The 13,695-nt window shown below is 70.1% G+C and carries 9 protein-coding genes and 3 pseudogenes; 4 read left to right on the top strand and 8 right to left on the bottom strand.

Annotation, left to right across the window (positions count from 1 at the left end; translation table 11 throughout):
* Positions 1-17: 17 nt before the first annotated feature.
* A complete protein-coding gene (locus QM711_RS14645) occupies positions 18-1,007 on the top strand; it encodes an amidase (protein WP_415100588.1) in 990 nt (329 codons plus the stop codon).
* Positions 1,008-1,275: 268 nt separating this feature from the next.
* On the opposite strand, the pseudogene QM711_RS14640 reads toward QM711_RS14645, so the two are convergent.
* A pseudogene (locus QM711_RS14640) lies at positions 1,276-3,191 on the bottom strand (M13 family metallopeptidase).
* 131 nt (positions 3,192-3,322) lie between these two features.
* On the opposite strand from QM711_RS14640, the gene QM711_RS14635 reads away from it, so the two are divergent.
* The 3 genes from QM711_RS14635 (at position 3,323) to QM711_RS14625 (ending at position 4,583) form a co-directional block, all read left to right on the top strand.
* Positions 3,323-3,490, top strand: a complete 168-nt coding sequence (locus QM711_RS14635) for a hypothetical protein (protein ID WP_415100586.1) — start codon at positions 3,323-3,325, stop codon at positions 3,488-3,490.
* Between the two features lie 160 nt (positions 3,491-3,650).
* Complete coding sequence (locus QM711_RS14630; protein WP_415100584.1) at positions 3,651-3,863, top strand: hypothetical protein; 213 nt, start codon at positions 3,651-3,653, stop codon at positions 3,861-3,863.
* A gap of 6 nt (positions 3,864-3,869) precedes the next feature.
* Positions 3,870-4,583 carry a Fic/DOC family protein gene (locus QM711_RS14625; RefSeq protein ID WP_415100582.1) on the top strand — a complete coding sequence of 238 codons (714 nt, stop codon included), beginning with the start codon at positions 3,870-3,872 and terminating at the stop codon, positions 4,581-4,583.
* Between the two features lie 289 nt (positions 4,584-4,872).
* On the opposite strand, the gene QM711_RS14620 is transcribed toward QM711_RS14625, so the two are convergent.
* From QM711_RS14620 to QM711_RS14590, 7 genes and pseudogenes are all read right to left on the bottom strand, one after another.
* On the bottom strand, positions 4,873-5,919 hold the full coding sequence (locus tag QM711_RS14620; RefSeq protein WP_415100580.1) for a 2-oxoacid:ferredoxin oxidoreductase subunit beta: 1,047 nt from the start codon (positions 5,917-5,919) through the stop codon (positions 4,873-4,875).
* Positions 5,916-7,767: pseudogene (locus tag QM711_RS14615) on the bottom strand (2-oxoacid:acceptor oxidoreductase subunit alpha). The gene QM711_RS14620 and the pseudogene QM711_RS14615 overlap by 4 nt, the downstream one beginning before the upstream one ends.
* 61 nt (positions 7,768-7,828) lie before the next feature.
* Positions 7,829-8,548, bottom strand: coding sequence for a sirohydrochlorin chelatase (locus QM711_RS14610; RefSeq protein ID WP_415100578.1), 720 nt, complete (start codon positions 8,546-8,548; stop codon positions 7,829-7,831).
* Positions 8,548-9,849 (bottom strand): sulfate adenylyltransferase subunit 1, encoded by a 1,302-nt coding sequence (locus QM711_RS14605; RefSeq protein ID WP_415100938.1) that lies wholly within the window; start codon positions 9,847-9,849, stop codon positions 8,548-8,550. Before QM711_RS14605 ends, QM711_RS14610 begins: the two co-directional genes overlap by 1 nt.
* Before the next feature lie 137 nt (positions 9,850-9,986).
* Complete coding sequence (cysD, locus tag QM711_RS14600; protein ID WP_415100936.1) at positions 9,987-11,054, bottom strand: sulfate adenylyltransferase subunit CysD; 1,068 nt, start codon at positions 11,052-11,054, stop codon at positions 9,987-9,989.
* 42 nt (positions 11,055-11,096) lie between these two features.
* A pseudogene (locus QM711_RS14595) lies at positions 11,097-11,810 on the bottom strand (phosphoadenylyl-sulfate reductase); the annotation flags it as partial.
* Entirely contained in the window at positions 11,807-13,504 is a 1,698-nt protein-coding gene (locus tag QM711_RS14590; protein WP_415100576.1) for a nitrite/sulfite reductase, read from the bottom strand. The gene QM711_RS14590 and the pseudogene QM711_RS14595, both read right to left, overlap by 4 nt.
* Between the last annotated feature and the right edge of the window lie 191 nt (positions 13,505-13,695).

The following is a 13,695-nucleotide window of genomic DNA, read 5'->3' as shown; positions in this document are numbered from 1 at the left end:
CACCGGACCGGCCAGCGGTGACGCCGTGGGATCCGACCCGCTCGGCCGGCGGTTCCAGCGGGGGAGCGGCGGCCGCGGTCGCCGCCGGGATCGTGCCGATCGCGCACGCCTCGGACGGCGGCGGCTCGATCCGCGTCCCGGCGTCCGCCTGCGGGTTGGTCGGGCTGAAGGTCAGCCGCGGGCTGATCTCGCCCGGCAACCGGCCGCCCGGACCCGGGCTGGGCACCGACGGCGTCGTGACCCGCACCGTCCGGGACACAGCACTCGCCCTGGACGTGCTGGCCGGCCCCCGCCCGGGCGACACCTACTGGGCGCCGCTGGCGCCCGGCGGCTATCTGGCAGCCTGCGATCGGGCGCCCGAGCGGCTGCGGATCGGGCTGCTCACCACCCCGGTGATCGCCGAGGCGGACGTCCACCCGGCCTGTATCGAGGCAGCGACCTCGGCGGCGCACCGGCTGGAGGGTCTCGGTCACGAGATCGCCGAGGCGCCGGTCCCGTTCGCGGCCGAGCAGTGGCAGGCGTTCGCGGCGGTGTGGGCGGTCGGTGCGCTCGGCATCCCGCTGCCGCCGGAGGCCGACGGCGCGCTGACCCCGCTCACCCGCTGGCTGCGCGACGAAGGCAGGGCGACCACCGGACTCGAGTACGCCCAGGCGTTGGCCGGCATCCAGCTGCTCACCAAGCAGGTCGCCGAAGCCTGGGACGCCTTCGACATCGTGCTCACTCCCACCATGGCACAGCCGCCCGCGCCGCTCGGCAGCCTGCGCGACGACGCCGACCCGGCCGCCGACTTCGCCGCCCAGACCCGGTTCACGCCGTGGACGTCGCTCTACAACCTGACCGGACGTCCCGCGATCAGCCTGCCGCTACACACCGCACGCGTCGACGGACCCGACTCGCCGGAACTCCCGATCGGGGTGATGCTCGGCGCCCGGTTCGGTGCCGAAGACCTGCTGCTAGGCCTGTCTGCCACCCTCGAAGCGGACGCCCCCTGGGCCACGATCCGCTGATGATCCGGCGCAGGCCTCAGCGCCGCCACGTCCGAGGACTGCCCGGCTCGCGTGGACATTCCGTGGTCTTCTCGGTGGCGCTGGCTTGGTCCCGATCCCGGCCCGCCAATCTGATCAACACGAAATGTCTGCACTCGTTGGGCAACTCCACGCTCAGCGCGGCGGCCGAGCCTCGACGAGTGTGGACATTTCGTGTTGGCGGTTCCGGCCTGCGGGGACCGACGCCATGGTCCACGGCCGCCCGGGGAACTGAGCAGGCCGTGGCCGACTACCAGATCTTCACCTGCAGCTCGGGCGCCAGCCACAGCGCGTCGTCGCCGGACACCCCGAACGCGTCGTAGAACTCGGGGAGGTTGCGCACCACCTGGTTGCAGCGGAACTCGTCGGGCGAGTGCGGATCGTTGGTCAGCTGGGTGATCAGTGCCTCCGGCCGCGACTGGTGCTGCCAGGCCCGCGCCCAGGACAGGAACAGCCGCTGCGGCCCGGTCAGGCCGTCGATCGGTGCCGGGTCGTCGTCGCCGACGGCGAGCCGCCAGGCCTGATAGGCGATGGCGAGCCCGCCCAGGTCGCCGATGTTCTCACCGATGGTGAGGGCTCCATTGACGTGGTGACCAGGGGTTTCGGCCGGGGTGAGGGCGTCGTACTGCTCGATCAGCGCCTTGGTCCGCTCTTCGAACGCCGCGCGGTCCTCGGCGGTCCACCAGTCGCGCAGCCGGCCGTCCCCGTCGCAGGTGGAGCCCTGATCGTCGAAGCCGTGACCGATCTCGTGGCCGATGATGGCGCCGATGGCGCCGTAGTTGACCGCGGCGTCCGCGTTCTCGTCGAAGAACGGCGGCTGCAGGATGGCGGCCGGGAAAACGATCTCGTTTCGCAACGGGTGGTAGTAGGCATTGACGGTCTGCGGGGTCATCAGCCACTCGTGCCGATTCACCGGACCGCCGAGCTTCGACCACTCGAAGTCCCGCTCGAAAGCCGCCGAGCGAAGCACGTTGCCGAGCAGGTCGTCGGCGGCCACCTCGAGCCCGGAGTAGTCGCGCCACTCGTCCGGGTAGCCGATCTTGGGGATGAACTTGCCCAGCTTGTCGAGCGCCTGGGTGCGGGTGGCCTCGGTCATCCAGTCCAGGGCGCCGATCGAGTGCCGGTAGGCCTCGACCAGGGTGGCAACCAACTCGTCCATCCGCTGCTTCGCGACCGGCGAGAAATGCCGCTCGACGTACAGCTTGCCGACCGCCTCGCCCAGGCAGCGCTCGACCAGGGTGAGGCCGCGCTTCCAGCGCTCGCGGTTGACCGGGATGCCGTTCAGCGTCGTGCCATAGAAGCCGAACCGGGCCTGGACGAACGCCTCCGGCAGGTACGGTGACAGCGCCGACAGCAGGTGGAACCGGGCCCAGGACCGCCAGGCCGGCACCGCTCGGAACCCAGCAGTTCGACCAGTCCGACGGCATAGGACGGCTGGGCGTCGACCAGCTGCTCAAGCTCGCCGATGCCGGCGGCGCGAAGCATCCGCAACCAGTCGATGCGCTCCGCGAACGGCTCCGGACGGGTCGGGTTGTACATCTGCCGCAGGTCGCGGGTACGCACCTTGTCCCAGTGCCGGGCGGCGATCTCGGTCTCCAACTCGACGATCGCGTCGGCCTCGGACGCGTCCAGCCCGGCCAGCGTGAGGGTCTCGGCGACGTGCGCCCGGTAGGCCGTGAGGATGTCGGCGAACCGCTCGTCGCGGTAGTACTCCTCGTCGGGCAGCCCGAGCCCGGACTGGCCGACGAACAGCGTGTAGCGACTCGGGTCGCCCGGATCGGATTCGACCTCGACGCCGAGCGGGGCACCGGTCTGCCGTCGCACACTGCGGCCGAAGTAGTCCAGAAGCGCCTCGACACTGTCGATCGCGTCGATCTCGGCGAGCAGTGGCCGGACGCCGTTCAGCCCGTGTCGCTCCACCGTGTCGGTGTCCATGAAGGACGCGTACAGGTCCTGCACCTTGGCCGGTTCGGTTCCCGGCGTGGAGCCCGAGAGACCGGTGATGATCTCGCGCACCGCCTCGTCCGCCGCGTCCCGGAGGATCTGCGCGGCCCCGTACGAGGGCTTGTCGTCCGGGATCGGCGTGCGGGCCTGCCAGCGTCCGTTGACGTGCCGGAACAGGTCGTCCTGGGGCCGGACGGCGGGGTCGAGATCGAAGTCAGTCACCCGAGCGATCCTATGGCCCGCGGACCGATGGCAGGTTCGCTGGCCGAAGCCCGGGAACCACCCGCGCGGGGGTTGTGCGGGGCTCGCCGGCCGGGAATGCTACACACAGACCCGATCCCGAGAGGTGCACCATGACTGAGCAGCAGCCCGAGCGCGACACCGACGTCGACGAGGCCGGCACGACCGAGCAGGAGTACGGAAACCTCACGGTCGAGGACGATCCGCAAGGGACCACCGATCCCGCCGATCTCGCCGACACCGCCGGCCCCGACGACGACGGCGGACGCGAAAACCCCTGATCGTCACACGACTCGAGCCCGCCGAGGTAACTCGGCGGGCTCGTGCTGTGTGGCCCGGGACCGAGACACGAGTCCGCGCGAGGCTGTGGATAACTCCGTCTGCATCGGCTTCGCGTCGTAGCATGGCGCAATCGGCTGCAGGTCGGCGGAGGGGAGCATCATGGCCGTGACGAAGAGTCGCTCAACCGAGCAGATCGAGCGACACCTGGTCGCGATCGCGGCTGCCCAGCGGATGGCGGGTGAAGAGCCCACCGCTGAGGACATGGAGGCCGCCCGTCGGGTGCTGGCCGGCGAGGCGACGGCGGATGAGGTGATCGTCGAACGGTTCGAGCAGATCGACAGGAAGTACGGGATCGTTCGCCAGCCACAGTGAGTGACGATGGCTGATCAGTACACCTACCCGGGCAGTCATGTCCTGGTGAACCTGCCCGGCTACACCCGTGCCGATGCCTGGAAGGAGGCGGAAGTCGCGCACGTGTCGGTGCGGCTCGCCGCATTCGTCGAGCACCCGATTGCGGGCGACTTCGATCTCGCTCATCTGCAGGCGATCCACGCCGCTCTGGTGCGTGGCTTCTACAGCTGGGGTGGCCAACTGCGCACCACCGACACCGGCCCGGGCGGTACCGGCATCGCCCACTGCCGGCCCGAGTTCATCCGGGCTGAGGCCGACCGCGTTTTCACTGCGCTCGCCGAGGCCGACCGACTACGTGCACGTGACCGGGACACGTTCTCCCGGGGGCTCGCCTGGACATGGGGTGAGCTGACCGTCATCCATCCGTTTCGCGACGTCAACACCCGCACCCAGTTCACCTTCTTCAACCAGGTGGCGCTCCATGCGGGCTGGCTGATCGACTGGACGATGATCGATCCGTACCTGTTCGGGTACGCCCGCACGGTCGCGATCGTCAGTGACGAGCGAGGCATCGACGCTCTGCTCTTCCCTGCATTGAAACCCCTGATCGGCGGGGTTGCGCCAACCGAGCCGCTGCGACAGGGAGTCGATCGGTTCGTGGCCGGCCGAGCGGCCTGGACGCGTCCGGAGCTTGACCGCGCACTGATCGCCGCCATCGAGCGAAGGGACGCCTCATCCTGAGCCGATAGGGGAGGCATCCGCGCATTCTCGAACTGCCCGCACGTCCGTCATGGATGCTCTCCGCGGTCGCCTGGCGCACTGCTGGCACGATTTCGAGATCGTCACATGGTGGACGTGAAGAAGCACGATTTCGCGCTATAACCCGAAATCGTGGTGCTAACTCTGCATCCTGTGAAGATGCCGAGATCGTGACGGGTGGACAGCCTGAACCAGGGGTGGTGAGTCGCCCGAACCAGTGGTGGGCGGACAGCTGTCCGTGACCGGGTCGACACACTCGACCAGCCACCGCTCAGCGGACCGTCCAGGTGTCCGATCCGTTGATCAGGCCCTGCAACGCGCTCATCCGCTCGGACGGCTCGGGCATCCGCACTTGGTCCCGGGCGCCGTCGTCGAAGGTCGGCCGCTCGACGGACCGGAAGATGCCGATCGGCGACTGCTGCAGGACGCCGGTGTCGGTGAGCCGGGAGAGCGCGAACGCCGCGGTCGGGTCGTCCGCATGCGCGTCGTGGACGACCACCTGGGCCGGGTCGGCGTCCGCGGTGTCCACCACGGCGACCGAGCCGTCGGCGCGCCGGATCACCGAGCGGGAGCCGTCCGGGCCGAAGGTGACCGGCTGGCCGTGCACCAGCCGGATCACACCGGGCGCCTTGGGGCCCTTGAGCTCAAGGAAGGCGTCGTCGTTGAAGATCGGGCAGTTCTGGTAGATCTCCACCAGGGACGCCCCGCGGTAGCCGATCGCGGCGGTCAGCACCTCGGTCAGGTGTGCCCGGTCGGAATCGATGGTCCGGGCGACGAAACCGGCCTCGGCGCCGAGCGCCAGCGAGATCGGGTTGAACGGGTAGTCCACCGAGCCGACCGGGGTCGACTTGGTCACCTTGCCGATCTCGGACGTCGGCGAGTACTGACCCTTGGTGAGCCCGTAGATGCGGTTGTTGAACAGCATGATGGTGATGTTCACATTGCGCCGCAGGGCGTGGATCAGGTGGTTGCCGCCGATGCTCAGCGCGTCCCCGTCGCCGGTGACCACCCAGACCGCCAGGTCCGGACGCGACACCGCCACACCGGTGGCGATGGCCGGCGCCCGGCCGTGGATCGAGTGCATGCCGTAGGAGTCCACGTAGTACGGGAACCGCGACGAGCAGCCGATGCCCGAGACGATCACGGTGTTCTCGCGGCGGATGCCGAGCTGCGGCATCAGTCCCTGGAACGCGGCCAGCACGGCGTAGTCGCCGCAGCCGGGGCACCAGCGGACCTCCTGGTCGGAGGTGAAGTCCTTGCGGTTCAGCGGGGTCAGTGCCAGCGGGACGCCGGCCAACCCGGAGACGGTCGCGGTCATCGTCCGTCCTTTCCGTCAATGATGGCGATCAGGTCCTCGGCCAGCTCCGACAGCGAGATCGGCAGGCCGCGGACGCGGGAGTAGCTTTCGCAGTCGACCAGGTACTTCGCGCGCAGGATGAACGCCAGCTGGCCCAGGTTCATCTCGGGCACGATCACCCGGTCATAGCTGCGCAGGATGTCGCCCAGGTCGGACGGCAGCGGGTTCAGGTGCCGCAGGTGCACGGTGGCGACGCTCCGGCCGCTCAGCCGGACGCGGCGGGCGGCCGCCGAGATCGGACCGTAGCTCGACCCCCAGCCGACCACGAGCACCCGGGCGTCGCCGCTCGGGTCCTCCACCTCGAGCGGGGGCAGGTCGGCGGCGATGCCGTCGATCTTCGCCTGCCGCAGCCGGACCATGTACTCGTGGTTATCGGGATCGTAGGAGACGTTGCCGGTGTTGGCGGCCTTCTCGATGCCACCGATCCGGTGCTCCAGGCCCGCGGTGCCGGGCACCGCCAGCGGCCGGGCCAGCTTCTCGTCGCGGGCGTAGGGCAGGAACGGCCCATCGGCCGGCGGCTCGGTGACGAAGCCGGGGTCGATCGCGGGCAGGTCGGCCAGGTTCGGCACCGCCCACGGCTCCGCGCCGTTGCCCAGGTAGCCGTCCGAGAAGCAGGATCACCGGGGTGCGGTAGGTCAGTGCGATCCGGGTCGCCTCCAGGGCGGCGTCGAAGCAGTCGCCGGGCGACTGGGCGGCGATCACCGGCAGCGGGGCCTCGCCGTGGCGACCGTAGATCGCCTGGAACAGGTCGGCCTGCTCGGTCTTGGTCGGCATCCCGGTCGCGGGACCGGCGCGCTGGACGTCGCAGATCACCAGCGGCAGCTCGAGCATCACCGCCAGCGAGATGGTCTCCATCTTCAGCGCCATACCCGGCCCGGACGTGCTGGTCACCCCGAGCGCGCCCGCGTAGGAGGCGCCCAGTGCGGCGCCGATGGCGGCGATCTCGTCCTCGGCCTGGAAGGTGGTGACGCCGTGGTCCTTGGCCCGCGACAGCAGGTGCAGCACATCGGACGCCGGGGTGATCGGGTAGGCGCCCAGGAACAGCGGCAGCCCGGCCTTGGCGGCACCGGCCATCAGGCCGTAGGACAGGGCGGTGTTGCCGGTGATCTGCCGGTAGGTGCCGGCCGGGGTCGGGGCCGGCGCGACCTGGTAGCGGGCGGTGAACACTTCGGTGGTCTCGCCGTACGCGTGCCCGGCCTTGAAGGCGGCGATGTTGGCGTCGCGGATCTCGGGCTTGCTGGCGAATTTGCGGGCCAGGAAGTCCAGCGTGCCCTGCTCGCCGCGGCTGTACAGCCAGGTCAGCAGGCCGAGCGCGAACATGTTCTTGGTGCGCGCGGCGTCCTTGCGGCCGAGGCCGAACGGCGCCACCGCGGCGACCGCGAGCCCGGTCAGGTCGAGGGCGTGCACCTCGTAGCCCTCCAGCGTGCCGTCCTCCAGCGGGTTCGTGGTGTAGCCCACCTTGGTCAGGTTGCGGTTGGTGAAGTCGGCGGTGTCGGCCAGGATCACTGCCCCCCGGGGCAGGTCGGCGAGGTTCGCCTTCAGTGCTGCCGGGTTCATCGTGACCAGCACGTCCGGACGATCGCCGGGGGTGCGGATGTCGAAGTCGGCGAAGTGCACCTGGAAGCTGGACACGCCCGCGACGGTTCCCGCAGGGGCGCGGATCTCGGCCGGGAAGTTGGGCAGGGTGGAAAAGTCGTTGCCCAGCTGGGCGGTGTCCGAGGTGAACCGGTCGCCGGTCAGCTGCATGCCGTCGCCGGAGTCACCGGCGAAACGGATGACGACCCGGTCGACGCTGCGAACCTCGCTCATGCGGGTTTCGCCCTCCCCTTCTTGTGACAATCCGAGCCAGCTTACTGGTTGGTCGAGCAGGTCAGTCATTCACGGCTTTCGGTCGGGAAAGGGTCAGTGGTTCGGTCAGGGCGGCTCGCCAGCGGCTCACGATCAGCTCCACCAGCAGGGGGTGGACGCCGATCGGCTCGCTCACCGCGTCCGCGCCGGCGTCCTCGATCTGTTCGCTGAACCGGCCCGGGGCCAGCAGATAGGACGCGATCGCGATCCGGTCGTGGCCGGCGGCGCGCAGGGTGGCCACCGCGTCCGGCACGGTCGGGGAGGACGCCGTGACGAAGCCCGCCAGGGCGGGACGTCGCACCGTCCGGGACAGAGTGCGGGTGACAGCCTGCACCTCGGCGACGGCCCGCGGCCGCAGCGACCCGGCGCCGGCCACCACCAGCGCGTCGAACTCGCCGACGGCGTCCAGCCGGTCGAGGACGGCGGGCAGCACATCCGCGCCGACCAGCGGGGTCGCGGTGGCTCGTCCACCCGCGGTGGCGATCGCGGCGGGGATGTCGGAGGTGACGTGGTAGCCCGCGGTCAGGAACGCCGGCACGACGATCGCCTCGCCCCGCCCCGCGACGGCGAGCTCACGCAACGTGTCGGTCAGCGTGGGGGTGTGGATGTCCACCCAGCCGAGCCGGACGTCGGCGCCGCTGGCCTGGGCGACCGCCTCGGCCAGCTCCAGCGAGACCCGGGTACCGAGCGCCGAACGGGTGCCGTGCACGGCCAGCACCAACGGCCGATCGAGGGAGCCCACTAGATCGACCAGTTCAGGGTGGCGGCGTCGAAGTCCTCGGCGCTCAGCTGATCATTACCGGCGTGGGAGCGGATCATGCCGGCGGCCAGGGTGCTGCCCATCTGCGGGTCGATCAGCAGGAACGCGCCGGTGCGCCGCGAGTCGGCGTAGTCCTCGGCGACGATCGGGGCGGCCAGCCGGATGCTCACCCGGCCGATGTCGTTCAGGGTCAGCGCCTCGGCCTCGACCGGGGTCAGGGTGTCCAGGTCGAGCCGGCCCTTGATCTCCTTCACGATGCCCTGCACGGTGCGGGTGGTGTGCTTGAGCAGCACCTTCGAGCCCGGCCGCAGCGCCCGGTCGGACAGCCAGCAGACCAACCCGTCGACGTCCTGGGTGGGCGTCGGGGCGTCCGCTGCCGAGGCGATCAGCTCGCCGCGGGTGATATCCACCTCGTCGGCCAGCCGCAGCGTCACCGACATCGGCGCGAATGCCTCGTCCAGCTCCTCACCGGCCGCGTCGATGCCGACCACCGTGGTGGTCCGGCCCAGCGGCAGCACGCTCACCTGATCGCCGACCCGGACCACGCCCGAGGCGATCTGGCCGGCGTAGCCGCGGTACTCGACGTGCTTGGGGTCGCGCGCGGCGGCTTGCGGACGGATGGTCAGCTGCACCGGGAACCGGAAGGCTTCGGCCTCGACCGGGGTGCCGGACGGCAGTTCCTCCAACAGGTCCAGCAGGCTCGGCCCGTCGTACCAGGGGGTCTGCTCGGAACGCTCCACGATGTTGTCGCCGAGCAGCGCCGACACCGGCACGCAGCGGACGTCGTCGATGCCCAGCCCGGCGGCCACCTCGGCGATCTCGGCGGCGACGGCCGCGAACCGCTCGGCGTCGAAGTCGACCAGGTCGATCTTGTTCACCGCGAACACCAGGTGCGGCACCCGCAGCAGCGCGGCGACGGCTAGGTGCCGACGGGTCTGCTCAAGCACGCCCTTGCGGACGTCGACCAGCAGCACCAGCACATCGGCGGTGGACGAACCGGTCACCGTGTTGCGGGTGTACTGGACGTGCCCGGGGCAGTCGGCCAGCACGAAGGTGCGCTTGGCGGTGGCGAAGTAGCGGTAGGCGACGTCGATGGTGATGCCCTGCTCGCGTTCGGCGCGCAGGCCGTCGGTGAGCAGCGCCAGGTCGACGATGCCGAGTCCCTTCTCCTTGCTGACCCGCTCGACGGCGGCCAGCTGGTCGCTCAGCACCGACTTCGAGTCGTGCAACAGCCGTCCGACCAGGGTGGACTTGCCGTCGTCCACGCTGCCCGCGGTGGCCATCCGCAGCAGCGTCCCGGTGGTCGAGCTTGTCGCTCCGTTGGTCGAGCTTGCCGGTCCGTTGGTCGAGCTTGTCGAGACCCGGCTTTCGTTGGCCGAGCTTGTCGAGACCTGGGTGCCGTCCACAACTGCGCTGCTCATCAGAAGTAGCCCTCCTTCTTGCGGTCCTCCATGGCGGCCTCGGTGAGCCGGTCGTCGGCGCGGGTGGCGCCGCGTTCGGTGATCCGGGTGGCGGCCACCTCGGCCAGCACGTCGGCCACGTCGCCGGCGTCCGATTCGACGGCGCCGGTACAGGACATGTCGCCGACCGTGCGGTAGCGCACGGTCTTGGTCACCACCTGCTCGGACGGCTTCGGCTGCGAGAACTCGCCGACGGCCAGCCACATGCCGTCGCGGTGGAACACCTCACGGGAGTGCGCATAGTAGAGCGCGGGCAGCTCGATGTTCTCGGCCTCGATGTAACGCCAGACGTCCAACTCGGTCCAGTTGCTCAGCGGGAACACCCGGACGTGCTCGCCGGCGCGATGCCGCGGGTTGTACAGGTTCCACAGTTCGGGGCGCTGGTTGCGCGGATCCCACTGCCCGAACTCGTCGCGCAGGCTGACCACCCGCTCCTTGGCCCGGGCTTTCTCCTCGTCGCGGCGTCCGCCACCGAAGACGGCGTCGAAGCGGCCCTCGGCGATGGCGTCCAGCAGCGGCTGGGTCTGCAGCGGGTTGCGGGTGCCGTCAGAGCGCTCGATCAGCCGTCCGTCGTCGATGTAGTCCTGCACCTTGGCCACGATCAGCCGGGCGCCCAGCGACTCGGCGACGGAGTCGCGGAACTCGAGCACCTCGGCGAAGTTGTGCCCGGTGTCGACATGCAGCAGCGGGAACGGCAGCGGTGCCGGCCAGAACGCCTTCGCAGCCAGGTGCAGCATCACCACCGAGTCCTTGCCGCCGGAGAACAGCAGCACCGGACGCTCCAGTTCGCTGACCGTCTCGCGGATGATGTGGATCGCCTCGGACTCCAGCTCGCGCAGTTGGCTGAGCCGCCGCGCGCCCCCGTCGGTCGATCTTCCGCTGGTCGAGCTTGTCGAGACCTCGGCTTCGTCGGTCGAGCTTGTCGAGACCTCTGACTGGGTTTCGACAAGCTCAACCCGCGACGAGGCGGTTTCGGCGGGCTCAACCAGCGACGACCCGGTCAGGTTCAGGCTCTGCAGTGCGGTCACGAAGGGGGCCTCCACGATCTCGGCGGTCTCGGACGGCTGCACGTGCAGGCCGCATTCGGTCTTGTTCAGCCCCGCCCAGCGGCCGGCGCGGGGATCCTCGCCGGGCGCCACCGGACGGGTGCACGGCGCGCAGCCGATCGACGGGTAGCCCTGGGTGAGCAGCGGGTTGGTGGGCACCTGGTGGGTGCTGGCGTAGTCGAGCAACTCGTCGAAGCTCCAGGCGGCGATCGGGTTGATCTTCACCATCTGGTGACCCTCGTCCCACTCCACGAACGCCGTGTTCGCGCGCAGCACGTTGTCCTCGCGGCGGACGCCGGTGACCCAGGCCTCGTAGCCGGCGAGGGCGGCGTTGATCGGCTCGACCTTGCGCATCCCGCAGCAGAGCGCCGGATCGCGGTCGTGCAGCCGGGCGCCGTAGGCGGCGTCCTGCTCGACGACGGTCAGCTTCGGCAGCACATCGACGATGTGCACCGGCGCGGCGGCGGCCAGGGCGTCCCGCGTCGCGACGGTCTCGGGAAAGTGGTAACCGGTCTCCAGGAAGAGCACGTCCACACCGGGCAGGTGCTGGGCGACCAGGTGCGGCACCACCGTGTCGCCGGCCATCGAGCAGGCCACGGCCACCCGTCCGGCGAAGTGCTCAGCGACCCAGGCTGCGGCGTCGTCGGCCGTCCAGTCGGCCGAGCGGGCCTGCGCGTCGGCGACCAGCGCCCGCAACTCGGCGGTGCCGCGCCGGCTGACCGCGACCTCCGCTGTCACCGCAGGGCCTCCTCGTCGCTGCGCTTCACCCAGGTCGAGAAGGTCTCGCCGTCGGCGGCGTCGTCGGCGAACCGGCGCACCACCCGCTCGACGTACTCGGGAAGGTCCTCGGCGCTCACCTTCAACCCGCGGACGGTGCGGCCCAGCCCGGCGTCCTCGCGCTCGGACGTCGCCAGCCCACCACCCAGGTGCACCTGGAAGCCGAACTCGGGCTCGCCGTCCGCACCGGTCAGGATCTGGCCCTTGAGGCCGATGTCGGCGGTCTGGATCCGGGCGCACGAGTTCGGGCAGCCGTTCAGGTTGAGGGTGATCGGCAGTTCGAGCTTGACGTCGCTCAGCCGGCGCTCCAGTTCGTCGATGGTCGCGGTTGCGGTGTCCTTGGTGTCGACGAAGGCCAGCTTGCAGAACTGGATGCCGGTGCAGGCCATCGTGTTGCGGCGGAACGGGCTGGGGTCGGCGTGCAGGCCCAGTTCGCGCAGGGCGTCCACCACGGTGGTGACCTCGTCGCCCGGCACGTCGAGCATCAGGATCTTCTGGTGCGGGGTGAACCTCAGCCGCTGCGAGCCGGCCGCCTCGGCGACGTCCGCGACGCGGTTGAGAATGCTGCCCGAGACCCGTCCGACGGTGGGGGCGAAGCCGATGTACTGCCGTCCGTCCTTCTGCGCGTGGACGCCGACGTGGTCGCCGGCGTACGGCGCGGGAGCGGGCGCGGGACCGTCCGGCAACGCGTAGCCGAGGTACTCGTCCTGCAGCACCTGGCGGAACTTCTCCGGACCCCACTCGGCCAGCAGGAACTTCAGCCGGGCCTTGTTGCGCAGCCGGCGGTAGCCGTAGTCGCGGAAGATCCGGACGACGCCGTGCCACACCTCGGGCGCCTGCTCGGCGGTGACGAAGGTGCCCAGCCGCTCGGCCAGCCGGGGCGCCACGCTCAGCCCGCCGCCGACCCATAGGTCGTAGCCGGGGCCCAGTTCAGGGTGTACGACGCCGACCAGCGAGATGTCGTTGATCTCGTGCACCACGTCCAGGCTGGGGTGGCCGGTGACCGCGGACTTGAATTTGCGGGGCAGGTTCGAGATGTCCGGATCGCCGATGAAGCGTTCGACGATCTGCTCGATCACCGGGGTCGGGTCGATGATCTCGTCGGCGGCGATGCCGGCGACGGGGGAGCCCAGCACCACTCGCGGGCAGTCGCCGCAGGCCTCGGTGGTGATCAGCCCCACGCCCTCCAGGCGGCGCCAGATCTCCGGCATGTCCTCGACCCGGATCCAGTGCAGCTGAATGTTCTGCCGGTCGGAGATGTCGGCGGTGTCGCGTCCGAAGTCGACGCTGATGCCAGCGATGGTGCGCAGCTGCTCGGTAGTGACCGCGCCGCCGTCGATCCGGACCCGCAGCATGAAGTACTTGTCCGAGAGCTCGTCGGGGCCGAGCGAAGCCGTCCGGCTGCCGGAGATGTCCTGGCGGCGCTGGGTGTACAGACCCATCCAGCGGAACCGGCCGTGCAGGTCGTCGACCGGGATCGAGTCGAACCCCTGCTTGGAGTAGATCTGCTCGATCCGGGCCCGCACGTTGAGCGGGTTGTCCTCGGCCTTGAACTCTTCGTTGTGGTTCAGCGGCGCGGTGCCGTCCACCAGCCACTGGCCGTTGCTGCGGCCCTCGCGGGGCGGCCGGACCCTGGCGGGCGCGGTTGTGCTCATGAGAAGAACTCCTGGTAGTGGGGGATCCGGGGCGCCGCCCCGGATCGGGGAGAAAGGCTCAGGCGCAACACATCGCGCTGCCCTGCACGCGCTGCAGGTCGACGTGACGGCGCGTCACGAGCAGAGCAGTCCGAAGCATGCCGTGAAACTACACACTCGGATGGCGACCAGCCGCATCGGCTAGCCGGAAG

Source organism: Micropruina sp. (genome assembly GCF_047602385.1).
In the GTDB taxonomy this organism is placed as follows: Bacteria; Actinomycetota; Actinomycetes; order Propionibacteriales; family Propionibacteriaceae; genus Micropruina.
Note: the sequence above shows the minus strand (reverse complement) of the source record. Positions and strands in the feature narration are given on the sequence as shown.

Bases quoted from the DNA above. Each gene is read 5' to 3' on its own strand.
- QM711_RS14590 (WP_415100576.1), bottom strand. From the start codon at position 13,504: ATGAGCACAACCGCGCCCGCCAGGGTCCGGCCGCCCCGCGAGGGCCGC.
- QM711_RS14635 (WP_415100586.1), top strand. From the start codon at position 3,323: ATGACTGAGCAGCAGCCCGAGCGCGACACCGACGTCGACGAGGCCGGC.
- QM711_RS14620 (WP_415100580.1), bottom strand. From the start codon at position 5,919: ATGACCGCGACCGTCTCCGGGTTGGCCGGCGTCCCGCTGGCACTGACC.
- QM711_RS14605 (WP_415100938.1), bottom strand. From the start codon at position 9,849: ATGGCCACCGCGGGCAGCGTGGACGACGGCAAGTCCACCCTGGTCGGA.
- QM711_RS14630 (WP_415100584.1), top strand. From the start codon at position 3,651: ATGGCCGTGACGAAGAGTCGCTCAACCGAGCAGATCGAGCGACACCTG.
- QM711_RS14625 (WP_415100582.1), top strand. From the start codon at position 3,870: ATGGCTGATCAGTACACCTACCCGGGCAGTCATGTCCTGGTGAACCTG.